General features: G+C 70.9%; 33 protein-coding genes. 23 read left to right on the top strand and 10 right to left on the bottom strand.

All coding sequences use genetic code 11. The annotated features are described in order from the left end of the window. Positions 1-711 carry a DUF3108 domain-containing protein gene (locus tag ACYVAK_RS05225; protein WP_461058718.1) on the top strand — a complete coding sequence of 237 codons (711 nt, stop codon included), beginning with the start codon at positions 1-3 and terminating at the stop codon, positions 709-711. A 41-nt stretch (positions 712-752) separates the two neighbouring features. Here the strand turns inward: ACYVAK_RS05225 and ACYVAK_RS05220 are convergent, their stop codons facing one another. Genes ACYVAK_RS05220 through ACYVAK_RS05210 form a run of 3 tightly spaced genes read right to left on the bottom strand, consistent with a single transcriptional unit; the run spans position 753 to position 2929 of the window. Beyond that, positions 753-1427 (bottom strand): exopolysaccharide biosynthesis protein, encoded by a 675-nt coding sequence (locus tag ACYVAK_RS05220; RefSeq protein WP_461058716.1) that lies wholly within the window; start codon positions 1425-1427, stop codon positions 753-755. Positions 1428-1431: 4 nt separating this feature from the next. Continuing rightward, entirely contained in the window at positions 1432-2691 is a 1260-nt protein-coding gene (gene murA, locus ACYVAK_RS05215; protein WP_461058714.1) for a UDP-N-acetylglucosamine 1-carboxyvinyltransferase, read from the bottom strand. A gap of 1 nt (position 2692) precedes the next feature. Further along, positions 2693-2929, bottom strand: coding sequence for a BolA family protein (locus tag ACYVAK_RS05210; protein WP_297866132.1), 237 nt, complete (start codon positions 2927-2929; stop codon positions 2693-2695). Between the two features lie 70 nt (positions 2930-2999). Between ACYVAK_RS05210 and ACYVAK_RS05205 the strand changes: the two genes are divergently transcribed. The 13 genes from ACYVAK_RS05205 (at position 3000) to ptsP (ending at position 12934) form a co-directional block, all read left to right on the top strand. Then, positions 3000-4001, top strand: coding sequence for a KpsF/GutQ family sugar-phosphate isomerase (locus ACYVAK_RS05205; protein WP_461058712.1), 1002 nt, complete (start codon positions 3000-3002; stop codon positions 3999-4001). Between the two features lie 3 nt (positions 4002-4004). Then, positions 4005-4556 carry a KdsC family phosphatase gene (locus ACYVAK_RS05200; protein WP_461058710.1) on the top strand — a complete coding sequence of 184 codons (552 nt, stop codon included), beginning with the start codon at positions 4005-4007 and terminating at the stop codon, positions 4554-4556. Then, positions 4553-5149, top strand: a complete 597-nt coding sequence (lptC, locus tag ACYVAK_RS05195) for an LPS export ABC transporter periplasmic protein LptC (RefSeq protein ID WP_461058708.1) — start codon at positions 4553-4555, stop codon at positions 5147-5149. Before ACYVAK_RS05200 ends, lptC begins: the two co-directional genes overlap by 4 nt. After that, a complete protein-coding gene (gene lptA / locus ACYVAK_RS05190; RefSeq protein ID WP_461058706.1) occupies positions 5085-5588 on the top strand; it encodes a lipopolysaccharide transport periplasmic protein LptA in 504 nt (167 codons plus the stop codon). The genes lptC and lptA overlap by 65 nt, the downstream gene beginning before the upstream one ends. Continuing rightward, the gene (gene lptB, locus ACYVAK_RS05185; RefSeq protein WP_461058704.1) at positions 5588-6307 is read left to right on the top strand and encodes an LPS export ABC transporter ATP-binding protein; all 720 of its coding nucleotides are present in this window, start codon (positions 5588-5590) and stop codon (positions 6305-6307) included. Before lptA ends, lptB begins: the two co-directional genes overlap by 1 nt. A gap of 5 nt (positions 6308-6312) precedes the next feature. Then, a complete protein-coding gene (locus tag ACYVAK_RS05180; RefSeq protein ID WP_461058702.1) occupies positions 6313-7755 on the top strand; it encodes an RNA polymerase factor sigma-54 in 1443 nt (480 codons plus the stop codon). Positions 7756-7853: 98 nt separating this feature from the next. Then, positions 7854-8180, top strand: a complete 327-nt coding sequence (gene hpf / locus ACYVAK_RS05175; protein ID WP_461058700.1) for a ribosome hibernation-promoting factor, HPF/YfiA family — start codon at positions 7854-7856, stop codon at positions 8178-8180. Positions 8181-8208: 28 nt separating this feature from the next. Then, positions 8209-8679, top strand: a complete 471-nt coding sequence (locus ACYVAK_RS05170) for a PTS sugar transporter subunit IIA (protein ID WP_461058698.1) — start codon at positions 8209-8211, stop codon at positions 8677-8679. Between the two features lie 13 nt (positions 8680-8692). After that, complete coding sequence (gene hprK / locus ACYVAK_RS05165) at positions 8693-9643, top strand: HPr(Ser) kinase/phosphatase (protein ID WP_461058696.1); 951 nt, start codon at positions 8693-8695, stop codon at positions 9641-9643. Further along, positions 9640-10500, top strand: coding sequence for an RNase adapter RapZ (gene rapZ / locus ACYVAK_RS05160; protein WP_461058694.1), 861 nt, complete (start codon positions 9640-9642; stop codon positions 10498-10500). Before hprK ends, rapZ begins: the two co-directional genes overlap by 4 nt. 55 nt (positions 10501-10555) lie before the next feature. Beyond that, the gene (locus ACYVAK_RS05155; RefSeq protein WP_461058693.1) at positions 10556-10948 is read left to right on the top strand and encodes a PTS sugar transporter subunit IIA; all 393 of its coding nucleotides are present in this window, start codon (positions 10556-10558) and stop codon (positions 10946-10948) included. Continuing rightward, complete coding sequence (locus tag ACYVAK_RS05150; RefSeq protein WP_461058691.1) at positions 10941-11210, top strand: HPr family phosphocarrier protein; 270 nt, start codon at positions 10941-10943, stop codon at positions 11208-11210. The genes ACYVAK_RS05155 and ACYVAK_RS05150 overlap by 8 nt, the downstream gene beginning before the upstream one ends. Beyond that, positions 11210-12934, top strand: coding sequence for a phosphoenolpyruvate--protein phosphotransferase (gene ptsP, locus ACYVAK_RS05145; RefSeq protein WP_461058689.1), 1725 nt, complete (start codon positions 11210-11212; stop codon positions 12932-12934). Before ACYVAK_RS05150 ends, ptsP begins: the two co-directional genes overlap by 1 nt. Before the next feature lie 21 nt (positions 12935-12955). On the opposite strand, the gene ACYVAK_RS05140 is transcribed toward ptsP, so the two are convergent. After that, positions 12956-13336, bottom strand: a complete 381-nt coding sequence (locus tag ACYVAK_RS05140) for a hypothetical protein (protein WP_461058687.1) — start codon at positions 13334-13336, stop codon at positions 12956-12958. 132 nt (positions 13337-13468) lie between these two features. On the opposite strand from ACYVAK_RS05140, the gene mgtE reads away from it, so the two are divergent. Then, entirely contained in the window at positions 13469-14830 is a 1362-nt protein-coding gene (gene mgtE / locus ACYVAK_RS05135) for a magnesium transporter (protein ID WP_461058685.1), read from the top strand. 197 nt (positions 14831-15027) lie between these two features. Further along, positions 15028-15531 carry a hypothetical protein gene (locus tag ACYVAK_RS05130; RefSeq protein ID WP_461058683.1) on the top strand — a complete coding sequence of 168 codons (504 nt, stop codon included), beginning with the start codon at positions 15028-15030 and terminating at the stop codon, positions 15529-15531. A 19-nt stretch (positions 15532-15550) separates the two neighbouring features. Here the strand turns inward: ACYVAK_RS05130 and ACYVAK_RS05125 are convergent, their stop codons facing one another. The 3 genes from ACYVAK_RS05125 to ACYVAK_RS05115 are packed head-to-tail and all read right to left on the bottom strand — an operon-like array spanning position 15551 to position 17533. Next, positions 15551-16486 (bottom strand): aspartate carbamoyltransferase catalytic subunit, encoded by a 936-nt coding sequence (locus ACYVAK_RS05125; RefSeq protein WP_461058681.1) that lies wholly within the window; start codon positions 16484-16486, stop codon positions 15551-15553. Positions 16487-16515: 29 nt separating this feature from the next. Then, positions 16516-16959, bottom strand: coding sequence for a Holliday junction resolvase RuvX (ruvX, locus tag ACYVAK_RS05120; protein WP_461058679.1), 444 nt, complete (start codon positions 16957-16959; stop codon positions 16516-16518). Between the two features lie 13 nt (positions 16960-16972). Continuing rightward, entirely contained in the window at positions 16973-17533 is a 561-nt protein-coding gene (locus ACYVAK_RS05115; protein ID WP_461058677.1) for a YqgE/AlgH family protein, read from the bottom strand. 73 nt (positions 17534-17606) lie between these two features. Between ACYVAK_RS05115 and ACYVAK_RS05110 the strand changes: the two genes are divergently transcribed. Continuing rightward, positions 17607-18365, top strand: a complete 759-nt coding sequence (locus ACYVAK_RS05110; protein ID WP_461058675.1) for a hypothetical protein — start codon at positions 17607-17609, stop codon at positions 18363-18365. Between the two features lie 63 nt (positions 18366-18428). On the opposite strand, the gene ACYVAK_RS05105 is transcribed toward ACYVAK_RS05110, so the two are convergent. Continuing rightward, on the bottom strand, positions 18429-19559 hold the full coding sequence (locus ACYVAK_RS05105) for a PilT/PilU family type 4a pilus ATPase (RefSeq protein ID WP_461058673.1): 1131 nt from the start codon (positions 19557-19559) through the stop codon (positions 18429-18431). A gap of 47 nt (positions 19560-19606) precedes the next feature. Then, entirely contained in the window at positions 19607-20644 is a 1038-nt protein-coding gene (locus tag ACYVAK_RS05100; RefSeq protein ID WP_461058671.1) for a type IV pilus twitching motility protein PilT, read from the bottom strand. Between the two features lie 86 nt (positions 20645-20730). Between ACYVAK_RS05100 and ACYVAK_RS05095 the strand changes: the two genes are divergently transcribed. The 6 genes from ACYVAK_RS05095 (at position 20731) to ACYVAK_RS05070 (ending at position 25378) form a co-directional block, all read left to right on the top strand. Then, the gene (locus ACYVAK_RS05095) at positions 20731-21408 is read left to right on the top strand and encodes a YggS family pyridoxal phosphate-dependent enzyme (protein WP_461058669.1); all 678 of its coding nucleotides are present in this window, start codon (positions 20731-20733) and stop codon (positions 21406-21408) included. 67 nt (positions 21409-21475) lie between these two features. After that, positions 21476-22312 (top strand): pyrroline-5-carboxylate reductase, encoded by an 837-nt coding sequence (proC, locus tag ACYVAK_RS05090; RefSeq protein ID WP_461058667.1) that lies wholly within the window; start codon positions 21476-21478, stop codon positions 22310-22312. A 16-nt stretch (positions 22313-22328) separates the two neighbouring features. Continuing rightward, positions 22329-22844, top strand: coding sequence for a DUF4426 domain-containing protein (locus ACYVAK_RS05085; protein ID WP_461058665.1), 516 nt, complete (start codon positions 22329-22331; stop codon positions 22842-22844). A 3-nt stretch (positions 22845-22847) separates the two neighbouring features. Then, positions 22848-23531, top strand: a complete 684-nt coding sequence (locus tag ACYVAK_RS05080) for a histidine phosphatase family protein (RefSeq protein ID WP_461058664.1) — start codon at positions 22848-22850, stop codon at positions 23529-23531. Between the two features lie 10 nt (positions 23532-23541). Beyond that, complete coding sequence (locus tag ACYVAK_RS05075; protein WP_461058662.1) at positions 23542-24759, top strand: acyl-CoA dehydrogenase family protein; 1218 nt, start codon at positions 23542-23544, stop codon at positions 24757-24759. Beyond that, on the top strand, positions 24749-25378 hold the full coding sequence (locus ACYVAK_RS05070) for a phosphotransferase family protein (protein ID WP_461058660.1): 630 nt from the start codon (positions 24749-24751) through the stop codon (positions 25376-25378). Before ACYVAK_RS05075 ends, ACYVAK_RS05070 begins: the two co-directional genes overlap by 11 nt. A 23-nt stretch (positions 25379-25401) precedes the next feature. Here ACYVAK_RS05070 and ACYVAK_RS05065 read toward each other — a convergent pair. Beyond that, on the bottom strand, positions 25402-25499 hold a 98-nt coding region (locus ACYVAK_RS05065), incomplete at its 5' end, for an integrase core domain-containing protein (protein ID WP_461060487.1).

The following is a 25499-nucleotide window of genomic DNA, read 5'->3' as shown; positions in this document are numbered from 1 at the left end:
ATGCGTTCGATCCTGCTCCGCGGCGCCATGGCGCTTTCGCTGGCCATCGCGCTCCCGGCAGACGCCGCGCCGGTCGCGCCGTTCAGCGCGACGTATGAAGTGCGCCGCAACGGCGACGTACTGGGCGAGGCCACCCTGCGCCTCGCGCGCGACGGTGCGGACTGGCGCTTCACCAGCGAAACGCGCGGCACGCAGGGCCTCGCCAAAATCGCCGGCGTGCGCATCGACGAGTCGAGCCGCTTCCGCTACGTCGACGGCCGCCCGGAGACGCTCGACTACCGCTACGCGCAGAAAACCAGCTTCAACTCGCGGGAACGCAGCGCCGTGGTCGATGCCGCGGCTGGCCGCATCACGCTGCGCAATCGCGACGACCGCCAGGACGTCCCCTACGCGCCCGGCGTCCTCGACCGGCAGCTGCTCACCGTGGCACTGATGCAAGCCGTCGCCGGCGGGCGCCGCGGCGCGCAGGCGCTGCAGGTCGCCGGCCGCAGCGCCATCGAGGCGCAGACGTGGTGGATCGGCGAGGCCGAGGCGGTGCCGATGGGCGCCTCCTCCGAACAGGGGCTGCGCATCGAACGCCGACGCGAGGACGCCAGCAGCCGCACCACCGTGCTTTGGCTCGATCGCGACGACGGCCACCTGCCCTTGCGCATCGAACAGCGCGAAGATGACGGCGAGACGATCGAGATGCGGCTGCTGCGACGCGGGTGAATCCAAGGGCCCGCGGCGTCCGGCCGCGCTACGCCCGCCGCTCAGGCGCCAAGGACCCGCCAACCGGCCTCGACCAGCGACCATGCCGTCGGCCAGACCTGGAACAAGGCCCAGGCCTTCATCGCCATCGCGACGAACACTTCGTACAACAGGATGAAGTAGCCGATCGTCACTGCCAGCCAGAACAGCGCGAACAGGAACATCAGGCCGTCATCGGCCATGAGCGCCAGCGCGGCGCAAACGATGGCCAGCGCCGGCAACAGGTTGTTCAGCGGGATGCCACCCACCGGGATCGCCAGCAGCAGCGCGGCGACCACGACGAGCGAGCCGGCGATGCGATGGCCGCGACGGCCTTCGGTCCAGTGCCCGAGGCGCGGGCGCACGAGTTTCGACGCCCAGCCCAACACCTTGCGCGCCGCCGCGGCGAGCTGGCGCCACTGGTTCGCGTCGAGCTGGGCCTGCGAGAGCGATTCGGGCAGCCACGGGCGCGCATCGCCGCGCGCCAGCTGCCAGCCGATACCGGCAAGGGCGAGCCCGCCGATGGTGCCCAGCGGCCCGAGCGAGATTGGCTGGAGGAAAGGCAGGCACAGCACGACGAGAGTGAAGCCGAAAGCGGAGGCGCCGCCCTGGCCGATGACCTCACCGACACGCGGCGGCACCGGCGCGTCGGCCGCGGCATCGAGGGCCGCGAGGATGTCCTCGCCGATGCGCTGCATGCGGTCAGCCCGGCAAGCGGCGGATGCGCGCGCCGAGGCCGCCCAGCTTCTCTTCGATGTTCTCGTAGCCGCGATCGATGTGGTACACGCGATCGACGGTGGTTTCGCCTTCGGCAACGAGGCCGGCCAGCACCAGCGAGGCCGAGGCGCGCAGGTCGGTGGCCATGATCGGCGCGCCGGTCATCTTCGGCACGCCGCGGATGATCGCCGTGTTGCCCTCGATGCGGACATCGGCGCCGAGGCGCGTCAGCTCGTTCAAGTGCATGAAGCGGTTCTCGAAGATCGTCTCCGTGATCACGCCCACGCCCTCGGCGATGGTGTTCATCGCGGCGAACTGCGCCTGCATGTCGGTGGGGAAGGCCGGGTACGGCGCGGTGGTGAGGCTCACCGCCTTCGGGCGGTTGCCGCGCATGTCGACCTCGATGAAGTCTTCGCCCGTGTTGACGTGCGCACCCGCCTCCTCGAGCTTCTGCAGCACCGAGTCCATGATGTCGGCGCGGGTCTTCTTCGCCATCACGCGGCCGCCGGTCATCGCGCCGGCGACGAGGAAGGTGCCGGTCTCGATGCGGTCGGGCAGCACGTCGTAGTGGCCGCCGTGCAGCCGGTCGACGCCATGGACGGTGATCTTGTTGCTGCCGGCGCCCTCGATCCGCGCGCCCATGGCAACCAGGCAGTTCGCGAGGTCGACGACCTCGGGCTCCTGCGCGCAGTTCTCCAGCACCGTGGTGCCTTCGGCCAGGGCCGCCGCCATCAGCACGTTCTCGGTGCCGGTGACGGTGACCATGTCGAACACGAAGCGCGCGCCCTTCAGGCGCTTGGCCGTGGCCTTGATGAAGCCGCCTTCGACAAGCACGTCGGCCCCCAGGGCCTGGAGGCCGCGGATGTGCTGGTCGACCGGGCGCGAACCGATGGCGCAGCCGCCCGGCAGCGCGACCTGCGCATGGCCGAAACGCGCCAGCAGCGGACCGAGCACGAGGATCGACGCACGCATGGTCTTCACCAGCTCGTACGGCGCGATCGTGCTGGTCACATGGCGCGGGTCGGCGGTGATGGTGAGCTTCTCGTCGACGATCAGCTGCACCCCAAGCTCGCCGAGAAGCTCCATCGTCGTGGTGACGTCGTGCAGATGCGGCACGTTGCCGATCTCCACGGCGCTGTCGGCCAGCAGCGTGGCGCACAGGATCGGGAGCACGGCGTTCTTCGCGCCGGAAATCTGCACTTCGCCGTTCAGCGCTTCGCCGCCGGCAATCACGATCTTGGCCATGTCAGTTCCGGTCGGCTTCGTCAGGGGTGAGGGTGCGGAGGGCCAAGGCGTGGATCTCGCCGCCCATGCGCTCGCCGAGCGTCGCGTAGACCATGCGGTGGCGGGCCAGCGGCAGTTTGCCGGCAAAGGCTGGGGTGATGACCGTGGCTTCGAAGTGCACGCCATCGGCACCCTCGACGTGGACCCGGGCGCCGGGCAGGCCAGCTTCGATCAGCTGGCGCACGAAATCTGCATTCATGGAGGAGGCGAAGAGGGCCGCAGGCCCTGCCGTAAACTAGGGCCGTCATTGTAATCCCCGAAGGCTCCCCATGAGTGCCCCCGCGGCCGCCGCTGCCCCCGGATTGCCCGATTTCGCCCGCACGGGCCGGCGCGTGATCGCCGAGGAAGCCATGGCGCTGTCCGCCTTGGCCGACCGGCTCGACGGCGCCTTCGCCGCGGCCTGCGGCCGCGTGCTGGCCTGCAGGGGGCGCATCGTCTGCACGGGCATGGGGAAATCCGGCCATATCGCCCGGAAGATCGCCGCCACCCTGGCCTCCACGGGTACCCCGGCGTTCTTCATGCACCCCGGCGAGGCCAGCCACGGCGACCTCGGCATGGTCACCGATCGCGACGTCGTGCTGGCGCTGTCCTATTCCGGCGAGAGCGACGAGATCCTGATGATCGCCCCCGCGCTGAAGCGCATGGGCGTGCCGCTGATCGCGATGACCGGCCGCCCGGGCTCGTCGATGGCGCGCCTCGCCGACGTGCACCTCGACGTGTCGGTGCCCTCCGAGGCCTGCCCGCACAACCTCGCCCCGACCACCAGCACCACCGCCTCGCTGGCCCTCGGCGATGCGCTCGCCGTGGCGGTGCTGGAGGCGCGCGGCTTCACGCCCGAGGACTTCGCCCGCTCGCACCCGGCCGGCGCGCTGGGCCGCCGCCTGCTGCTGACCATCCGCGACGTCATGCACGCCGGCGACGACGTGCCGCGCGTGAACGCCGACGCCTCCATCGCGCAGGCGCTGGTGGTGATGAGCCGGGGCCGCCTCGGCATGACCGCGGTCGTCGATGCGGACGATCGCTTGGTCGGGGTCTTCACCGACGGCGACCTGCGCCGCGCGCTCGACAACCCCGCGCTGGACGTACGCGGCGACGCGGTCTCGAAGGTGATGGGCCGCTCGCCCAAGACCATCGCGCCGGACGAGCTCGCCAGCGCCGCCGTCCACGCGATGGAAGAGCACAAGGTGAACGCGCTGGTCGTCGTGGATGCCGACCGACGCGTCGTCGGTGCGCTGAACTTCATCGACCTGCTCAATGCGCGGGTGGTCTGAGCCATGGCCTACGCCCACCTCGCCGACTACCCCGCCGATATCCTCGAGCGCGCCGCGCGCGTCCGCCTCGCCTGCTTCGACGTCGATGGCACGCTCACCGACGGGCGACTGTGGTTCGATGCCGAAGGCCGCGAGCTGAAGGCCTTCGACATCCACGACGGCATGGGCCTGCGCCTGCTCGAGGAGCACGGCATCCGCGTCGCCCTCGTGACGGCCCGCCACAGCGCCGTCGCCGAGGCGCGCGGCCGCGACCTTCGGCTTTCGGAGGTGCACATCGGCGTCAAGGACAAGCGCGCCCTGCTCGAAGCGCTGTGCGCGAAGTACGGCCATACCCCGACCGAGGCCGCGATGATGGGCGACGATCTCGTCGACCTCGGCGCGATGGGGGTCGCTGGGCTCGCCGTGGCACCGGCCAACGCGCATGCGTGGGTGAAGGAGCGCGTCCATTGGCGCGCCCGCGCCGGCGGCGGCCAGGGCGCCGCGCGCGAACTGTGCGACCTGATCCTCGGCGCCCAAGGCAGGGCCGAGGCCGTGCTGGCGGGCTTCCTGCGATGAACCGTTTCTGGCTCGGCGTGCTGCTCGCCATCGGTGCCGCCGCCACCGGCGCCGCGCTGTGGTGGCTGCGCGAACCGCCGGCCCCGCCCGCGATCGACAGCCGCGCCGACTACCGGCTCGAAGGCTTCGAGATGACCGCCCTGAGGAAGGACGGCAGCGAAGGCTTCACCGTGGTGGGGCCGTTGCTGGAGCGCGACCAGGACGCGCAGGTCACGACGATCACCGAGCCGCGCTTCGGCTTCCCGGGCGACGCGCCGGGGCAGCGCTGGAGTGCCCGCGCAGCGAGCGCCTGGATCGGTCCCGAGAACGACGAGGTGCGCCTCGAGGGTGGGGTCGAGATGGTGGCGCCACCGGAACCCGATGGTCGCCAGGCGCGCTTCAGCACCGACCACCTGAGCGTGTTCGCTGAATCGGAACGGGCGCGTACCGACGCGGCGGTGACCATCACCCAAGGCCGCTCTATACTCCAAGCGACCGGCCTCGAGGTGGACCTGCAGGCCAAAACCTACGAGCTTCTCGCCGATGTCGATGCGACGTTCTATCCCGATCCTCCTCGCCGTGCTGGTGCCCCTGCTGGCCGCCCCCGCCCTTGAGGCACGGAAGGGGGACCGCGACCAGCCCATGGCCGTCCGCTCCGACCGCCAGAGTGGCGGCCTCGGGGACGACGACAGCATCGTCATGAGCGGGAACGTCGAGATCACCCAGGGCTCGCTGCAGGTGAACGCCGCGACGGCGACCGTGGAACGGCGCGGCGGCGACGTCCAACGCATCGTCCTCGAAGGCCGCCCGGTTCGTATCCGCCAGCAGAACGAGCGCGGGGAGACGATCGACGCCAGCGCCGCGCGCGTCACGTACGCCCCCGATGACGAGATCATGGTGCTCGCCGGCGACGCGCGCGTGGCGCAGGATCGCGGCGAGTTCACCGCGGGCACCATCCGCTACAACGTCGATACCGGAAGCATCGACAGCGGCGGCGACGGCGGTCGCGTCACGACGATCATCCAGCCGAAAACCCGTCCGGCCGGCAACTGATGCTGTCGGCGCGCGCGCTCAGCAAGCGCTACAAGAAGCGCGAAGTCGTCAAGGATTTCGGCTTCGACCTGCATCCGGGCGAAGTGGTCGGCCTGCTCGGGCCGAACGGCGCCGGCAAGACCACCTGCTTCTACATGGTCGTCGGCCTGGTGCCGAGCGACAGCGGGCAGATCCTGCTCGACGGCGGAGACATCAGCAGCCTCGCCATGCACCAGCGCGCCCGGCGCGGCGTGGGCTACCTCCCGCAGGAAGCCAGCGTGTTCCGCAGCCTTTCCGCCGCCGACAACGTCCGGGCGGCGCTCGAGCTGCGCGAAGACCTTTCGCCGCAGCAGCGTGAAGCGGCCCTCGGGCAACTGCTGGACGAGCTGCACATCGCCCACGTGGCCGAACAGCCCGGCGAGAGCCTCTCGGGCGGAGAGCGCCGGCGCATCGAGATCGCCCGCGCCCTCGCCGCGAACCCACGCTACATGCTGCTCGACGAGCCGTTCGCCGGCGTCGACCCGATTTCCGTCGGCGAGATCCAGGGGATCATCCGCCACCTCAAGCTCCGCGGCATCGGCGTGCTGATCACCGACCACAACGTGCGCGAAACGCTGGGCATCTGCGACCGCGCCTATATCCTCAACGCCGGGACCGTGCTGGCCCAGGGTTCCCCGAACGACGTGCTCATGAACCCCGACGTCCGCCGCGTCTACCTCGGCTCCAACTTCACGATGTGACGGCGATGAAGCCCGCCCTGCAGTCCCGACTCGGCACGGCGCTGGCGCTCACTCCGCAACTCCGGCAGGCCATCCGCCTGCTCCAGCTCTCGCAGGTCGAGCTCGAGGCGGAGCTGCAGGCCGCCGTCGAGTCGAATCCGCTGCTCGAAGTCGCCGAACCGGGCGATGACGACGGAGCGGTGGGCGCGACCAGCCTCGATGGCGGCGCCGGCGACGAGGCGACGGAAGCCGCGGAGAACGATGCCGCCCCCGCGGGCGATGATGACGTGGACGAGGGCCTCGCCGCCGAGGAATGGACGGTCGACGACGACGCCGGTCCACGGCATCGCGACGGCGACGAGGACGAGGGACGCGAAGAGGCCGGCGCCACGCCCGGCCTGCACGAGCACCTGCGCTGGCAGCTGCGGATGAGCGTGCACTCCTCCCGCGACGAGGCCATCGGCGAGGCGGTGATCGATGCCTTGGACGACGACGGCTACCTGCGTGAGCCGCTGGAGTCGCTGCCCGCGTCCTTGCCCGGCGATTGGGGCGTCGGCATCGACGAGGTGCGCGCCCTCCTCCGGCTGGTCCAGCAGTTCGATCCGATCGGCTGCGGTGCGCGTGATCTCGCCGAGTGCCTCGGCCTGCAGCTGGCCGCGCTGTCGGTCGACACCCCGGGGCTGGGACTCGCGCAGCAGCTGGTGGCAGGCCACCTCGATGCGATCGCCCGCCAGCGCCCCGAGCGGCTCGCCGCGGAGCTCGGCGTCGACGCTTCCGTGCTGGTCGAGGCCATCGCGCTCGTCAAGGCGCTCGACCCGAAGCCCGGTTCACGCTTCGACGGCGCTCCGGCGGAGTACGTGCAGCCGGACGCGATCGCGCTGAAGCAGCGCGGCCTCTGGCGCGTCCGCATGGCCCGCGGCGGCCTCGGGCTCCGGCTCAACGCGCACTACCAGGGCCTGATCGGCCGCTGCAGCCGCGACGACGACGCCTACCTGCGCGGCCAGCTGCAGGAGGCGCGCTGGCTCATCAAGGCGCTGGAGAACCGCGGCGAGACGCTGCAACGCGTCGCCGAGGCGATCGTCCGCGCGCAAAGCGCGTTCCTCGACCATGGACTGGAAGCCATGCGCCCACTGACCTTGCGCGACGTCGCCGAGCAGCTCAGCCTCCATGAGTCGACGATCTCGCGCGCCACCACGCGCAAATACCTGCGCACGCCCCGGGGCACCTTCGAATTCAAGTTCTTCTTCAGCGCCGGGCTGGCCACGGAGCACGGCGGCGCGGCCTCGTCCACGGCCGTACAGGCCATGATCCGCAAGATGATCGACGCCGAGCCTTGCGGCAAACCGCTGTCCGATCAAGCGCTTGCCGACGCCCTCAAGGCCGAAGGCATCGCCGTCGCACGGCGTACGGTGGCGAAGTACCGGGAGGGCCTGGGTATTCCACCGTCCTCGGAACGCGGGCAACGCTGACACCGAAATTTGACGCGGGTCCCCTTCGCCCCCTCCCCCGAGGGGCGTATGCTGCCTCCCAGTGAAGGTTTGTTTGTCCCAGCAAGGAGAACGCGCCCATGCGCCTTGAAGTGAGCGGCCACCAGATCGACGTCACCCCGGCCCTGAAGGACTTCGTCACGGCGAAGCTCGAGCGGATCTCCCGCCATTTCGACCACCATCTCGAGCTGCGCGTCCTGCTCTCCGTCGACAAGCTCCAGCACAAGGCCGAGGCCACGCTCACGCCCCGAGGGAAGGCCCTCCATGCCGAAGCCGAAGCGGCCGACATGTATGCCGCGATCGACCTGCTGGTCGACAAGCTGGACCGCATGGTGCTCAAGGAGAAAGAGCGCATGACCGACCACCACCGCGGCGAATCCGCCGTCCGCTCCGGCAGCTTCGGCTGAACGCCCCGGCACCACCAGCCCCATTCCCATGCACCTCCTCGACCTCCTGGCGCCCGCGCGTGTCCTCGCGGGCGCCAAGGTTTCCTCCAAGAAGCGCCTCCTCGAACAACTGGCCCAGCTTCTCGCCGAGGGCGACGCCGACCGCGAACGCGCCCTCTTCGACAGCTTGTGCCTGCGCGAACGACTGGGCAGTACGGGCCTCGGCCATGGCGTCGCCATCCCGCACGGCCGGAGCCCTGCGCTGAGCGTCGCGACGGGAGCGTTCATCCGCCTGTCCGACCCGGTGGACTTCGGCGCCAGCGACGGCCAGCCGGTCGACCTGCTCTTCGCGCTGGCCGTGCCGGAGCACTTCACCCAGCAGCACCTCGTGCTTCTCGCCCAGTTGGCCGAGATGTTCGCCGACGAGGGCTTCCGCGCCCGGCTGCGCGCCGCGACCGACGGCGACGCCCTGTTCCGCCTCGTGGCGGATTGGCGACCCGGCCAGTCCGCGGCGGCCTGAGGCGGCCCAGCGCATGCTGCCGCGCCGGCTCAGCGCCCGCGAACTCTTCGAGCAGCACCGCGACAGGCTCGGCCTGCGCTGGCTGTCGGGCCAGAGCGGCGGCGACCGCGCCATCGAATCCGAGGAGCACCGCACGCGACGACCGTCGCTGGTCGGGTACCTCAACGTCATCCACCCCAACAAGCTGCAGATCCTCGGCCGCGAGGAGCTGCAATGGCTCGATTCGCTGGACGCCCGCCAACGTTGGGAGACCCTGCAGAAGATCGTCGATTTCCGGCCGCTCGCGCTGGTGATCACCCGCGACCAGGGCTGCCCGACCGACCTTCGCGACATCGCCGAGGAAACCGGCACGCCGCTGTGGATCTCGCCGCAGGCCGGCCATGAGCTGCTGTCGCAGCTCCAATACGTGCTGGCGCGTGCGCTGGCGCCGCGGATCACGCTGCACGGCGTGTTCATGGAGATCTACTCGATCGGCGTGCTGATCACCGGCGAATCCGGGCTCGGCAAGAGCGAGCTCGCGCTGGAGCTGATCAGCCGCGGCCACCGCCTCGTCGCCGACGACGCCCCGGAGTTCACCCAGATCGCACCCGACGTGCTCGACGGCACCTGCCCCGAACTGCTGCAGGACCTGCTGGAGGTGCGCGGCCTCGGCATCATGAACATCCGGCAGATGTTCGGCGACACGGCGGTGAAGCGGAACAAGTACCTCCGACTCATCGTCAACCTCGTGCGCCCCGGCGAGGCCGTCGACGTGGAGGGCCTGTCTCGGCTCACCGGCGAAACCGCGGCACGCACCGTGTTCGGGCTCGACGTCCCGGTGTTCAACCTGCCCGTCGCCGCGGGGCGGAACCTGGCCGTCCTGACGGAGGCCGCCGCCCGCCTGCATATCCTGCGCGCCAAGGGCGCCGACCCGGCCGCCGCCTTCCTGGCCCGCCACTCCGCACTCCTCGACAAGTCCACATGAGCCGATCACTGACCGTCGTCTCCGGACTCTCCGGCGCCGGCAAGACCGTCGCCCTGCGCACGCTGGAGGACCTCGGCTACTACTGTGTGGACAACCTGCCGGCCGACCTGCTGCCCGGCTTCGTGGACAGCGTCGGCACCAGCGAGACGCACCAGCGGCTCGCCGTCGGCATCGACGTCCGCAATCACCATGCCGATCTTGGCAGCATCGGGCAGTGGCTCTCGGCGGTCGGCGAGCGCGGCTACCAGCACCGGCTGGTGTTCTTCGACGCCGCCGATGCGACGCTGGTGAAGCGCTATTCCGACACGCGCCGCCGCCACCCGCTGTCGCAGCTCGGCCTGGCCCTGCCGGACGCCATCGCGCTGGAGCGCCAGGTGTTGCGCCCGGTGCGCGCCCTCGCCGACCACGTCTTCGACACCACGGCGCTCAACGTGCACCAGCTGCGCAAGCTGGTACTCACCGAGCTGGAGGCCGGACGCCGCCCCGGCCTCACCGTGCTGTTCGAGAGCTTCGCCTACAAGCGCGGCCTCCCGGTCGACGCCGACTTCGTCTTCGACACCCGCTGCCTGCCGAACCCGCACTGGGACCCGGCCCTGCGGCCCCTCACCGGCCGCGATGCGCTGATCCAGGCGCACTTCGCCGCCATCGCCGACGTGCAGGAGTACGTCGCGGAGGTGACCGGATTCATCGAACGCTGGCTGCCTCGCTTCGAGTCGGAATCGCGCAGCTACCTGTCCATCGCGTTCGGCTGCACGGGCGGGCGGCACCGTTCGGTCTACCTCGCCGAGACCTTGGCCGGGCACTTCCGCGAGCGTGGACGCGACGACGCACTGAGCTACCACCGCGAACTGGAGTGAGCCCGGAGCACCGGTGCTTGCCGGCGCGCCATCGGGGTTTGCTAAGGTTCAAGGCATGGCCGTAGGCATCCTCCTCGTCACCCATCCCGGGCTCGGCAACGCCCTGCTCGAAACCGCATCGCGGCTGCTCGGCAAGCTGCCGCTCGAGGCGCGCGCCTTCGAACTCGAGTTCGACGCCGACCTGGCTGCCCAGCTGCCGCGCGCCAGCGCCGCGCTGAAGAAGGTGATGGGCGAGGACGGCACCCTGCTGCTCACCGACGTCTACGGCGCCTCGCCGGCCCGGCTGGCGCACCAGCTCACGCAGATCGCCTCGCCCTGCCGCCGCGTCGCCGGGCTGTCGCTGCCGATGCTCCTGCGGGTGATGAATTACGGCGACCAGGGCCTCGACGACCTGGCGCGAACCGCGGCCAACGGCGGCCGCAACGGCGTGGTGCTCGACGATGCTTGAACGGCAGATCCCCGTCATCAACCGTCTTGGCTTGCACGCTCGGGCGTCGGCGAAGCTCGTGCAGCTGTTGGGGGGCTTCAAGGCGCAGGCCACCCTCGTGGGCGGCGGCCGCGAGGTGAATGCGAAATCGATCATGGGCGTGCTGCTGCTGGCCGCCGGCCAGGGCAGCACGGTGACGCTGCGCGTCGACGGCCCGGACGAGGCCGAGGCGATGGCCGCCGCGGAAGCGCTGTTCGCCCGACGCTTCGACGAGGAGAGCTGATGCGGCGCGCGCTGGCCGGCGTCGGGGCGTCGAAGGGTCTCGCCCTCGGCCGCGCCCGCGTCCGCCACCCGCACGTCCTCACGCTCTCGGAGGAGACCATCGCACCCGAGGCCGTCGAGGACGAGCTGGCGCGCCTCGAGGCTGCGATGCAGGCTGCGCGCGACGAGCTCGGCGGGCTGCGCGGGAAACTCCAGGGCGCGCTCGCGCAGGAGATCGGCGAGTTCCTCGACCTGCACGTGCTGATCCTCGACGATCCCGAGCTGCGCGCCGGCCTGCGCGACCTGATCCAGACCGGACGCTACTCCGCCGACTACGCGCTGAAGCTGCAGCGCGACCGCCTCGCCGCCGTGTTCCAGGCGATGGACAACGACTACTTCCGCACGCGGCTCGACGACCTCGACCACGTGATCGGCCGCGTGCACGCCGCCCTGCATCGGCGTCCGGACGACGGCCAGCTGGGCCTGGCCGGCGAGATCCTCGTCGCCGACGACATCGCCCCGGCCGAACTGGCCGAGCTCTCGCGCCAGCAGCTGCTGGCCGTGGTGACGCGCGCCGGCAGCCCGTTGTCGCATAGCGCCATCATCGCCCGCGGCCTGCACCTCCCCATGGTCGTCGGTTGCAGCGATGCGCTCTCCCACGTCAACGACGGCGACGCCCTGCTGCTCGACGGCCGGGACGGCCTGCTCGTGGTGGAGCCGGATGCCGACGACCTTGCGCGCTACCACGTGGCGCGGGCGAAGATCGAAAAGAAGCGTGCGCAGCTCGACCGCCTGAAGCGCGCACCGACGCGGACGCGGGACGGCATCGACATCGGCCTCCATGCCAACGGCGAGCGTCGCGAGGAGATCGCGGAGGCGCTCGCCCTGGGAGCGGACGGCATCGGCCTCTATCGCACTGAGTTCCTGTTCATGGGCCGCGCCCAGGTCCCGGACGAGGACGAACAGTTCCACGCCTACCGCGATGCGGTGCTCGGCATGGCCGGCAAGCCGGTGACCCTGCGCACGCTCGACCTCGGCGCCGACAAGGCCGACAACAGCGGCCTCGCGCTGCGCAACGAGCCCAATCCGGCGCTCGGCCTGCGCGGGGTGCGCCTGTCGCTGTCGCGACCGATGCTGCTCGATGCCCAGCTGCGCGCGATGCTGCGCGCTTCGGCCTTCGGCCCCGTGCGCGTGCTGGTGCCCATGGTGACCGCGCGCGAGGAGATCGAAGCGGTCAAGGTGCGGCTCGATGCGCTCGCCACACGGCTGCACGAGGACGGCGTGCCGATCGGCGAACACGTGCGATTCGGCGTGATGGTCGAGGTGCCGGCCGCCGCCCTGACCTTGGTCGACTACGCCGACTTGATCGACTTCGCCGCCGTGGGCACCAACGACCTCGTGCAGTACCTGCTGGCCGCGGACCGCACGCACGAGGCCCTCGATGGCCTCTACAGCGAGCGCCACCCGGCCGTGCTCCGGCTGCTGCACCAGCTGTTCGCGCAGGCTCGCGATGCCCGGCTGCCGATCCATGTCTGCGGCGAGCTCGCCGCGCGCGCCGAGGATGTGCCGCTGCTGCTCGCGCTCGGCCTGCGCGACTTCAGCGTGCACCCCGGCGCGGTGCTGGAAGTGCGCGAAGCGATCCGCGCCGCGGACGTCGGCAAGCTCCGTCGCCGGGCCGCCTCGCTGCTGCAATGCCGCGAACGCGCGGACGTGGATCGATGGCTGGAACGGGCGCGCGCCCTCTGAGCTCCCGGCTCGACGTCCGGATCACCCCGGCGGGCAGGACAGCGCAGGCACCGGCGTCGTCGCCACGAGCAAGCCCGTGTTGCGGTCGACCAGGAGGATCCACAGCCCCTCCCGGGCGTAGGGGTCGGTGACGTGCTCGCCCACCGAAGTGTTGTGGCGGGCGACCAACTGGCCCTTCGAACTGCGGAGGAACAGGTCGAACTTCGGATCGATCCAGTCGGTGACCTCCCAGGTGACGCGCACAGGGAAAGGCTTCGCCGGGTCGCAGGCACCGTCGGGCTGGGGCAGGGCCTCGATCCCGAAACGCACGCCATCGAGCGCCATCGGCTCGGTGGGAACGATCTCGGCAGGGGCGCATCCGGCAAGCAGCAGGACGATGGCGGCGAGGGCGGGGGCTCTCATGGACGACGGGTCCGATCGACGGTGCGCCAGCGTGCCGGAGCGACGATGAACGCCGCAAGCACGCGCGGCGCGCTGTTCGCCCGCCAGGGCCCCGGGCCATAATGCGCGCGCCCTGCACGCCCAGGCCCCGCGATGGTCGACGCCGCCCGCCACGAACGCACCGCCCACCAGCTGCGCATGCTGTCGGAGTCCCTCGACAGCGGGCGGCTCGGGCCCGTGCGTCGGCTGGTGAACTCGCTGTCCGCGGCCGAGATCGGCAACCTGCTCGAGTCGCTGCCCCCGGCCAAGCGCGACGTGGTCTGGGGCCTCGTCGACCCGGAAGACGACGGCGAGGTGCTGCTGCACGTCGACGACGAGGTGCGCGAGGGCCTGATCGCCGCCATGGACGCCGACGAACTCGTCGCCGCGGTCGAGGACCTCGACATCGACGACCTCGCCGAGCTGATGGAGGACCTGCCCGACACGGTCATCGACGAAGTGCTGAAGTCGATGGACCGCGAGAACCGCGAGCGCCTGGAACAGGTGCTTTCGTACCCCGAGGACAGCGCCGGGCGCCTGATGAACCCCGACGTGGTGACCGTGCGCGCCGACGTCAGCGTCGACGTGGTGCTGCGCTTCCTGCGCCTGCGCGGCGAGCTGCCCGACAACACCGACCACCTCTACGTCGTCAGCCGCCGCCACCAGTACCTTGGCCGCGTCGCGCTGGCGCAGCTGGTGACCCAGGAGCCCGGCACGCCGATCAACACGCTGATGGACGACAGCCAGCCCGCCATCGCGGTCGAGACCCTTTCGGATGAAGTCGCCCGGCAGTTCTCCGACCACGACTGGATCTCGGCCCCCGTGGTCGACGAGAACAACGTGCTGCTGGGGCGCATCACGATCGACGACGTCGTCGACATCATCCGCGAGCAGGCCGACTACCAGGTGCTCTCGGCGGCCGGCGTCAGCGAGGACGAGAGCCTGTTCAGCCCGGTGCTGCGGGCCTTCAAGGGCCGCTTCGTCTGGCTCAGCGTGAACCTTGGTACGGCGTTCCTGGCCGCCAGCGTCGTCGGCCGCTTCGAGGCCACGCTGGCCGAGATCGTCGCACTCGCCGTGCTGATGCCCATCGTCGCCGGCATGGGCGGGAACGCCGGCACCCAGGTGCTGGCCCTGATGGTGCGCGGCCTCGCGCTCGGCCAAGTCTCCGCCGCCAACCTTCGCACCCTCGTGTGGAAGGAAATCCGCATCGCGCTGATGAACGGCGTGCTGCTGGGCCTCGTGGTCGCCATCGTGACCTTGGCGTGGTTCCGGAGCCCCGGCATCGCGGCCGTGATCTTCGCCGCGATGGTCATCAACCTCGGCTTCGCCGCGCTGGCCGGCGTGCTGGTCCCCATGTTGCTGCGCCGATTCAACGTCGATCCGGCGGTCGGGGGCGGCGTGATCCTCACCACGGTCACCGACGTGATGGGCTTCTTCGCCTTCCTCGGCCTCGCCACCCTGTTCCTGCTGCGCTGATGCGCTGGCCGCGACGACTCGCGCTCCTGCTCGCCACCGCGACCGTCTTGGCGGGCTGCGGCGGGGAACGCGGCCATGACACGGCGTCGCCGGCCCCTGGCGTCGGCCCGCCCGCGGCGCCACCGCCGGCCGGACCTGGCGTCCCGGCCGGCCCCCGGGCGCCTTCGCCCGTTGTCCGCAGCGTTCGCCTTTCCGCCTTGGGCTGGCAGTTCGATCTCGACGCCGCCACGTCGGATGACCGCACCCGTGTCGATGCACTCGTGCGCACCGCGACTGCCGGCGACGCTCCGCGACGCCTCCGGCTCGATGGGGATGGAAGCCTCGCCGAGGCCTTCGCCAGCGACCTCGACGGCGACGGCGCCCCCGAGCTGCTTCTCTGGATGCGCAGCGGCGGCAGTGCCGCCGAAGGCGACGTGCGGGGCTGGCGCTTCGATGCCGACGGGAAGGCCGCGCCGCTGCGCTTGCCGCCACTCGATGACGACGCGGCCGTCGGCTGGCGGGGCCGCGACCAGTTCGGCGTTCAGGGCGACGCCGTGGTGCGAAGCTTTCCGCTTTACCGCGACGAGGACGACAACGCGCACCCCACCGCCGGCTTCGTCCGTGTCATCCGCTACCGGCTCGTTGGCGAAGGGTTGGCCACCGCGGAAACGACCATGGAGCCGTTGGACGGCACACCGCAGGCGGACCTCCTCGCGCGCTGAGCGGCGGGGCGCCCGCGCGCTAGCCGCGCAGCAGGTGCTTGAGCACCGCCATCCGCACCGCGACGCCGTTGGCGACCTGCTCGAGGATGACGGACTGAGGGCCGTCGGCGACGGCGTCGGCGATCTCGACGCCGCGGTTCATCGGTCCCGGATGCATGACGATCGCATCCGGCTTGGCGCGCGCCAGACGCGCCGGCGTCAGTCCGTACTCGCGGAAGTACTGGTCGAGCGAGGGGACCAGCCCCTCCTCCATACGTTCGCGCTGCAGGCGCAGCATCATCACCACGTCGACGCCGGCGACCATCGCATCGAGGTCGTGGCCTACCGCGCAGCCCGCGGTGACGGCCGAACCGGGCAGCAGGCTCGCCGGGCCGCAGACGCGGACGTCGCGACAGCCGAGCTGGCGCAGGGCGTGGAGGTCGGAGCGTGCCACGCGGGAATGCAGGACATCGCCGACGATCAGCACCGAGAGCGCGCCGAAATCGCGGCCCTTGCGCTGGCGGATCGTCAGCATGTCGAGCAGGCCCTGCGTCGGATGGGCGCTGCGCCCGTCGCCGGCATTGAGGAGCGAGGTCGTCGGCTTGGCGCCCGCCGCCAGCGCGGCGACGGCGCCATTCTCGGCATGGCGGACGACGAAGGCGTCGATACCCATCGCCTCCAGCGTGCGCAGCGTGTCGACCGCGCTCTCGCCCTTCTTCACCGACGACGCGCTGACGTCGAAGTTCAGCACGTCGGCACCGAGGCGCTGTGCGGCGAGCTGGAAGCTGCTGCGGGTGCGCGTGGAGTTCTCGAAGAACAGGTTGCACACCGTCCGCCCGGCCAGCACGTGGCGCAGCGCGGTGCCACCCAGCGCTTGCGGATGCAGGGCCTCGGCGTCCTCCAGCAGCTCGGTGATGCGTTCGCCGCCGAGACCGTCGAGGGTGAGCAGGTGGCGGAGGCGGGCGTCGGTGGTCATGGGCGGGGCCGGTCTTGGAATAGGTCGGGTCAGGTCGGGGCGTGGCCGCCGGCGAGCCAGCGCTCGATGATCACCACGGCGGCGAGCGCGTCGATTTCCTCGGCGTCGCTGCGGCGCTTCAGGCCGGCGCGGCGCTGGTCGGCGAAGCGACGGGCCGCTTCCTTCGAGCTGCGGCGCTCATCGACCATCGCCACCGGCAGGCCGCTGCGCTTCGCGGCGGCGCGGGCGAAACCGCGCGCGCGCTGGCGGGCCGGCGGATCAGGATCGCCGTCATCGAACGTGAGCGGGTCGCCAACGACAAGCTGCACCGGGGCCCACTCCTTCAAGAGCCTTTCGAAGCGCGCCCAGTCCGGGATGCCGTCGCGCACTTCGATCAGGCCCAGCTCGCTGGCGGTGCCGGTGATGCCGTTGCCGACGGCGACGCCGATGCGCTTCGCGCCGACGTCGAAGCCAAGAACGGCACCGGGGCTCATGCGCGGGCGCCGCTCACGCGTGGCCGCTGTAGTCGGCCAGGGTCGCCATGTCGACGCCGATCTGGCCCGCGGCCACCTGCCACAGCGCTTCGCTGTCGGTGTCGAAGACCATGGCTTCGGGCGCCGGCACGGTGAGCCACGCGTTCTGCGCGAGTTCGCCCTCCAGCTGCTCGCCCCCCCAGCCGGCGTGGCCGACCATGACGAGGTAGCGCTCGGGACCGTCGCCTCGGGCCATGGCGTGCAGGATCTCGCGCGAGCTGGTGAGGCCGAAGCCGCCGAAACGCAGGGTCGATGGCCAAGGACGCGGGTCGTCGTGCAGCACGAAGCCACGATCGACCTGCACCGGGCCGCCCCACAACACCTGTCGGCCCTTCATCTCGCGAGGCGCTCCTTCGATGCCGAGCTGCTCGAACAGCTCGCCGAGGAGGACGTCGGTGCGGCGGTTCAACACCACGCCCATGGCCCCGTCGCCGTCGTGCTGGCAAACCAGCACGGCGGTGCGGGCAAAATTCGGGTCGTCCATGCCGGGCATGGCGAGCAGGAGCGACGACGCGAGCGTGTTTTCCAGCGGCATGCGCCCATTGTAGGCCGTGCGCCATGGACGGGGGTGCGCTTAAGCTGAAGGCGGACCCACGCCCCACGCGCCCATGCCCCTGTCCCTCCGCCCGTCCCTGCCCCGCCTCCGCCCCGTCCCGCTGGCCGCCCTCGTGCTGGCGTTGGCCGCCTGCGGCCCGAGCCCAGAGGAACAGCGCGCCGCAGCGGAGGCCGCCGCCGCGGCTCGTGAAGGCGCCATGGCCCCGACCCTGCAGGTCTACCGCGACGCCAAGGCGCGCGGGGACGCCCGCATCGCCGTCGCCAGTGCCGAGGTCATCCTGGCGGACGGCCCCGGCACCGCGGCCGCGGCCGAGGTGTCGGAGGGCCTGGACGCGCTGCGCGAGGCGGCGAAGACGCAGGTGGAGAGCGAACGCCTGAAGGCGCTCTGGAGCTACGTGTCCACGCCGATCGCCGGCGAGTCCGAACCGCAGCGGGCCGCGTCCATGCGCAACCGTCGACCCGAGGCCGACGACCCCACCAGCTTCGCCGTCGTGCCGACCGTGCAGCTGGTGCTGCGCGACGACCCGCGCTGGGGCCAGAGCGTCTACCTCGTGATCGAGGACGGCGTGTTCGAGTGCGGTCGCCCTTGCGCGTTCAACATCACGCTCGACGCGGCCGCGCCCAAGCGCTTCGCCGGCGAGGCCTCGAGCACCGGCACGCGGCCGGCCCTGTTCATCCAGGACGATGCCGGCTTCATCCGCGCGCTCGAGGCCGCGACCACCGTGCGCATCGCCCCGGTGGATGGCAAGGCCGACCCGATCGAGTTCGAGGTGGGCGGCTTCGACACCGGCCGCTACCGGGCCGGCGGCTGAGCCCGGAACGGCGAAGGCCGCCTTGCGGCGGCCTCCGTCGACATCACGCGGCGGCGCCGAGGCTCACTCGACCTTCGACACTTCCACGCCGTCCAGGCCGGCCGACAGCGAGCGGGCGTCGCCGCCCTGCGCCAGCTTGATCTTCAGGCGCACCTCGTTGGCCGAATCGGCGTAGCGCAGCGCGTCTTCGTACGTGATCTCGCCGGACTGGTAGAGTTCGAACAGGGCCTGGTCGAAGGTCTTCATGCCCAGCTGGGTGGACTCCTTCATGACGTCCTTCAGCTTGTGGATCTCGCCGTCGCGGATGTAGTCCTGCACCAGCGGCGTGCCGAGCAGGATCTCCATCGCGCAGCGGCGGCCCTTGCCGTCGGGCGTCGGGATCAGCTGCTGGGCGACGATGCCCTTCAGGTTCAGCGAGAGGTCCATGAGGAGCTGGTTGCGGCGCTCCTCCGGGAAGAAGTTGATGATGCGGTCCATCGCCTGGTTCGAGTTGTTCGCGTGCAACGTGCACAGCACCAGGTGGCCGGTTTCGGCGAAGGCGATGGCATGGTCCATGCCCTCGCGGGTCCGCACCTCGCCGATCATGATGACGTCGGGTGCCTGGCGCAGCGTGTTCTTCAGCGCGGCCTCCCAGCTGTCGGTGTCGATGCCCACTTCGCGCTGCGTGACGATGCAGCCCTCGTGCTTGTGCACGAATTCGATCGGGTCCTCGATGGTGATGATGTGGCCCGAGGAATTGATGTTGCGATAGCCGATCATCGCCGCCAGCGAGGTGGACTTACCGGTACCGGTCGCGCCGACGAAGATGATCAGGCCGCGCTTGGTCATCGCCAGCGTCTTGATCACCGGCGGCAGGTTCAGCTCGTCGATGGTCGGGATCTTGGTTTCGATCCGGCGCAGCACCATGCCGACCTGGTTGCGCTGGTAGAAGCACGAGACGCGGAAGCGGCCGACGCCGGCCAAACCGATGGCGAAGTTGCACTCGTGGGTCTTCTCGAACTCCTCGCGCTGCGAGGGGTTCATCACGTTCAGCACGAGGTCGCGGCTCTGCGTGGGCGTGAGCGGCTCCTGCGTGATCGGCACCAGCTTGCCGTGCAGCTTCATGGACGGCGGGACGCCGGCCGTGATGAAGAGGTCGGACGCCTTCTTGTGCGCCATCAGCTTGAGGAACGAGGTGAAATCGATGCTGCTCATTGGGGGGCTCCGGCCGGGTCTCGTGGGCGCTCAGTCGACGCGTTCGATCACTCGAACAGGCGCTTGTCCTTGGCGTAGGTGGCGGCCTGGGCGCGGGTGATGATGCCGCGCTTGAGCAGGTCCTGCAGGCACTGGTCGAGCGTCTGCATGCCGTACTGCTGGCCGGTCTGGATGGAGCTGTACATCTGCGCCACCTTGTCCTCGCGGATCAGGTTACGGATGGCCGGGATGCCCACCATGATCTCGTGCGCCGCGACGCGGCCGCCGCCGACCTTCTTCAGCAGCGACTGCGAGATCACCGCGCGCAAGCTTTCGGAGAGCATCGAGCGCACCATCGGCTTCTCGCCGGCGGGGAACACGTCGATGATGCGGTCGATGGTCTTGGCGGCCGAGCTGGTGTGCAGGGTGCCGAACACGAGGTGGCCGGTTTCCGCGGCGGTCAGCGCCAGGCGGATGGTCTCGAGGTCGCGCAGCTCGCCGACGAGGATGTAGTCCGGGTCTTCGCGGAGCGCCGAGCGCAGCGCCTCGTTGAAGCCGTGGGTATCGCGGTGCACTTCGCGCTGGTTGACGAGGCACTTCTGCGAGGTGTGCACGAACTCGATCGGGTCCTCGACGGTGAGGATGTGCGAGTACTCGTTCTTGTTGATGTGGTCGATCATCGCGGCCAGCGTGGTCGACTTGCCCGAGCCGGTCGGGCCGGTGACGAGGATCAGGCCCTGCGGCTGGTCGATCAGCTCGCGGAAGATGCGCGGGCAATTGAGGTCCTCGAGGGTGAGGATCTCCGAGGGAATCGTCCGGAACACCGCGCCGGCGCCGCGATTCTGGTTGAAGGCGTTGACGCGGAAGCGCGCGAGGCCGGGGATCTCGAACGAGAAGTCGGTCTCGAGGAATTCCTCGTAATCGCGGCGCTGCTTGTCCGACATGATGTCGTAGATCAGCGCGTGCACGGTCTTGTGGTCGAGCGCCGGGATGTTGATGCGGCGGACGTCACCGTCCACGCGGATCATCGGCGGCAGGCCGGCCGAGAGGTGCAGGTCGGAGGCCTTGTTCTTGACCGAAAAGGCCAGCAGTTCCGCGATATCCATTCGTACTCTCCCCAGAGCCTGTCGAGGCGTCGTCAGTCGCACACCATCGTGCGACGGTGCGATCTCCGGCAGTATAGCCCCAGCCCATGGACGCTCTGGAAGCCCGCTACCGCCCCCTTGTCGACGCGCTCGCCCACTCGGGCGCGCGCGAGCCGGCCCGTCTCGTCGCGGTGTCAAAAACGCAGCCCGCCGAGGCCGTACGCGCCCTCGCGAGGCTCGGCCAGCGTGCCTTCGGCGAGAACTACGTGCAGGAGGCGCTGGCCAAGCAGCGCGAGCTCGCCGACCTCCACCTCGAGTGGCACCTGATCGGGCCGCTGCAGAGCAACAAGTGCCGCGAGGCCGCCCGCCACTTCGACTGGGTGCAGTCGGTGGACCGCGCCAAGCTGCTGCCCCTGCTCGACAAGGAGCGCCCGGCGGATCGCGGCCGGCTGAACGTGCTGCTGCAGGTCAACATCGATGGCGAGGCGAGCAAGTCCGGCTGCGCGCCCGACGAGGTGATGGCCTTGGCCGAACAGGCCGCGGCCCTGCCCCGCCTGGCGCTCCGCGGCCTGATGGCCATCCCCGAGCCGCACCCGGACGAGGCGCACCGCCGCGCCGCGTTCGCGCGGATGCGGGCCCTGTTCGACGCGCTGCGCGCCCGCCATCCGGGCGTCGACACCCTCTCGATGGGCATGAGCGACGACTGGCCGCTGGCCGTGGCCGAGGGCGCGACCCTCGTGCGCGTCGGCAGCGCGCTGTTCGGGGCGCGGCCCGCCAAGGCCTGACCCGGGGTTCCGAAGGCCGCGGCGGGCCGCCATGATGCAGGGCGTCCGCCTCTGTCCCCGGGAATCCATGAGCACGAGCCCCACCGCCCTTCCTCCGGTCGCCTTCATCGGCGGCGGCAACATGGCCCGCGCCCTGATCGGCGGCATGGTCCGCGGCGGGGCGTCCCCCGGGGACATCCACGTCAGCGAACCCTACACGCCCAACCGCGAGGGCCTCGCCGCCGAGTTCGGCGTGGCCACCACCGAGGACAACGCCGCCGCCGCGTCGAAGGGTGCAGTGTGGGTGCTGGCGACCAAGCCGCAGGTGCTGCGCGGCGTCTGCGAGGCCCTCGCGCCGCTGGCCCGGGCCCAGCGCCCACTGGTGGTCTCGATCGCCGCCGGCATCACCAGCGCCCAGCTCGATCGCTGGCTCGGCGGCGGCATCGCGGTGGTGCGCACCATGCCCAACACCCCTGCCCTGCTCGGTGCGGGCGTCACCGGGCTGTACGCGACGGCGGCGACCTCGGACGCCCAGCGCGCGCTGGCCGACCAGCTGCTGCGCCCGGCCGGCGAGACCGTCTGGATCAAGGACGAAGCGCTGATGGATGCCGTGACCGCGGCCTCGGGCAGTGGGCCGGCCTACGTGTTCCTGCTCGCCGAGGCCATGCAGGCCGCCGCGGAGGCCGAGGGTCTGCCGACCGTCGCCGCGCGCACGCTCGTCGTCGAGACCATCGCCGGCGCCGCGCGCATGTTGAAGGAAAGCGGCGAGACGGCGACGACGCTGCGGCAGCGCGTCACCTCGCCGAACGGCACCACGCAGGCCGCGCTCGACGCGTTCGCCGCCGGCGGCTTCACGCCACTCGTGGCCGCCGCGATTCACGCCGCGCGCATCCGCGGCGCGGAACTCTCCGCGGCGAACGATTGATCCGGAGCCACCCGCCATGACCCGCGTCCACCCGCCCCTGCCGCTGCTCGGCCTCGCCCTGGCCGCCACGCTGGCTGCCGCCGCGGCCAGCGCCACGGCCCCGGCCACCGCGCCGCCCAAGCCTTCGCTGACGCTGAGCTCGGGGCTCAACAGCACGCAGTCCGGCGAGTTCACCGTGCACTACAACGCCATGCCGAGCACGCTGATCCGTCCGGAAATCGCCACACGCCATGGCATCACCCGGTCCACCAATCGCGCCTTGCTGAACGTGTCGGTGATGAAGGGGCCGCGCGCGGCCACGGCCGTCGCCGTGCCGGCGCGCATCGACGCCACCGCCATCAATGGTGCCGGGCAACGGCAATCGCTGAACCTGCGCGAGGTGCGCGACCGCGGCGCCATCTACTACCTCGGCGAGGCCCGCATCGAGGAGCGCGACGAGCTGGTGTTCGAACTGGTGGTGACGCCGGAGGGTGGAACGCCGATCAACGCCCGCTTTCGCCAGGAGTTCTGGCCCGCGATCCCGGCGCGCTGACGCATGGCCCTGCTCTTCGTCCGCCACGCGCAGGCCAGCTACGGCACCGACGACTACGACCGCCTCTCGCCGCTCGGCTGGACGCAGGCCGGCCACCTCGGCACCTGGCTCGCCCGCGAGCCCCACGGCTTCGCCCGCGTGCGCGTCGGCGCCATGCGCCGGCATCGCGAGACCTTCGAGGCCATCCGCCGCGCCTTCGCCGAGGCCGGGCACCCGTTGCCCGAGCCCGAGGAGGACGCCGACCTCAACGAGTTCGACCACGGCGCCGTGATCCGCGCCTACCTCGTCGAGCGCGCCGACGCCGACATGCGGGCCCGCGCGGGCTCGCATGATCCGACGGTGGTCGGTCCGATGCTGTACGCCGCGATCCTCGCGTGGGCGAACGACGAACTGGACGCCATTCCCGAACGCTGGGGCGTCTTCGGCGAGCGCGTGGCGCGCGCCGGTGCCGAAGCCGCACGCGCCGCGAACGAGGGACCGACCCTGGTGGTCAGCTCCGGCGGCGTGATCGCCCGGCTGGCGCAGCAGGCGCTCGAGGTGCCGGCAGCGCGCGCCGTCGACCTCAACCTCGCCATCCGCAACGCCTCGATCAACGAGTTCGCCGCCCGCCACGGCCAGCTGCGCTTCGGCAGTTTCAACACCCTGCCCCACCTCGCGCACGACCGCCGGCTGTGGACGCACTTCTGAGGGAGCCCCGATGAGCCCGCTCTTCCCCTTCTCCGACCGCGCCCGCGCGCTCGACGCGCGGCTCGCCGCCTTCATGGCCGAACGCGTTATGCCCGCCGAAGCCGAGGTGCAGGCATGGGCGTCCGACCCGGCCACGCGTTGGACGGTGTGCCCGCGCATCGAAACGCTGAAGGCGGAAGCGAAGTCCGCCGGCCTTTGGAACCTCTTCCTGCCTGACGCCACGCATGGCGCCGGCCTCTCCAACCTCGACTACGCGCCGCTGGCCGAACGCATGGGCCGCATGCTGTGGGCCAGCGAGGTGTTCAACTGCAACGCGCCCGACACCGGCAACATGGAGGTGCTCGCGCACTTCGGCACGCCGGAACAGAAAGCGACGTGGCTGGCGCCGCTGCTCCGGGGCGAGATCCGCTCGGCCTTCGCGATGACCGAGCCCGATGTGGCCTCCTCGGACGCCACCAACATCGCCCTGCGCATCCGCCGCGACGGCGATGCCTACGTGCTCGACGGCCGAAAGTGGTGGATCACCGGCGCCGGCGACCCGCGCTGCCGCATCCTGATCGTCATGGGCGTGACCACGCCGGAGGCCGAGCCGCACGCGCGCCACGCCATGGTGCTGGTGCCGATGGACACCCCCGGCCTGCGCGTGGTGCGGCCGCTGGAGGCGCTCGGCCACGACGATGCGCCGGGCGGGCACGTCGAGCTCGAATTCACCGACGTCCGCGTGCCGCGGGGGAACCTGATCGGCGGCGAAGGCCAGGGCTTCGCGCTGGCGCAGGCCCGCCTCGGGCCGGGGCGCATCCACCACTGCATGCGCACCATCGGCATGGCGCAGCGCGCGCTCGAAATGATGGTGGCGCGGGCACAAACGCGCATCGCGTTCGGCAAGCCGCTCGGCGCGCAGGGCATGGTGCAGGAAGCGATCGCGCTCTCCCGCTGCGAGATCGAGCAGGCCCGCCTGCTCACGCTCGATGCCGCCGCCCAGCTCGACGCCAAGGGCAACAAAGGCGCGAAGGACGCCATCGGCATGATCAAGATCGTCGCGCCGCGCATGGCCTGCGCGGTGGTCGACCGCGCCATCCAGATCCATGGTGCCGGCGGCCTCGCCGACCCCTTCCTGTCGGCGGCGTACACCGGCGCACGCTGCCTGCGCCTCGCCGACGGCCCGGACGAGGTGCACCTCGCCTCGCTGGCCAAGGGCATGCTGAAGGGGAAGCGCGATGGGCACTGACGCCAGCGCCGGAACGAAAACCGCGTTCTCCCTCGACGAGGCCGCGCTCGCCCTTGCGCTCGAAGCGAACGTGCCGGGCTTCCGCGGCCCGCTGACGGCGACGAAGTTCAAGGGCGGCCAGAGCAACCCGACCTACCGCCTCGACGCGGCCTCCGGCCCGCTCGTGCTGCGCCGCAAGCCGCCCGGGGCGCTGCTCGCTTCGGCGCACGCCGTCGACCGCGAGTTCCGCGTGCTGCAGGCGCTGCAGGGCCGCGTGCCCGTGGCCACGCCGCGCTGGCTGTGCCGCGATGACGCGGTGATCGGCTCGATGTTCTACGTGATGGATGTCGTCGACGGCCGCGTCGAGTGGGACCCGGCCCTGCCGAACCACGCGCCCGAGCAACGCGCCGCGCATTACGAGGCGATCATCGACACGCTCGCCGCCATCCACGGCGTCGACGTGGCCGCCGCGGGGCTCGCCGATTTCGGCAAGCCCGGCAACTACTTCGCGCGCCAGATCGCCCGCTGGAGCGAGCAGTACGCGCAGAGCCGTACCCGCGACATTCCGGCGATGGACGCGCTGATCCATGAACTGCCGAAGCGCTGTCCCGCCGACGACGGCGTCGTGGCGCTCGTGTAACGACCCAGCGGTTTCTGCTCAGCTCAAGCCGCTAAAGCGTACGCCTCGGCGGGGGTCTTCATGCCGAGCGCCTGGTGCGGTCGGCGGTGGTTGTAGAACTGGATCCAGTCGCCGACAACGC

The sequence above is a fragment of the Silanimonas algicola genome (assembly GCF_054777375.1).
The sequence above is the reverse complement of the archived record's forward strand: the minus strand, read 5'-3'. Positions and strand labels throughout refer to the sequence as shown.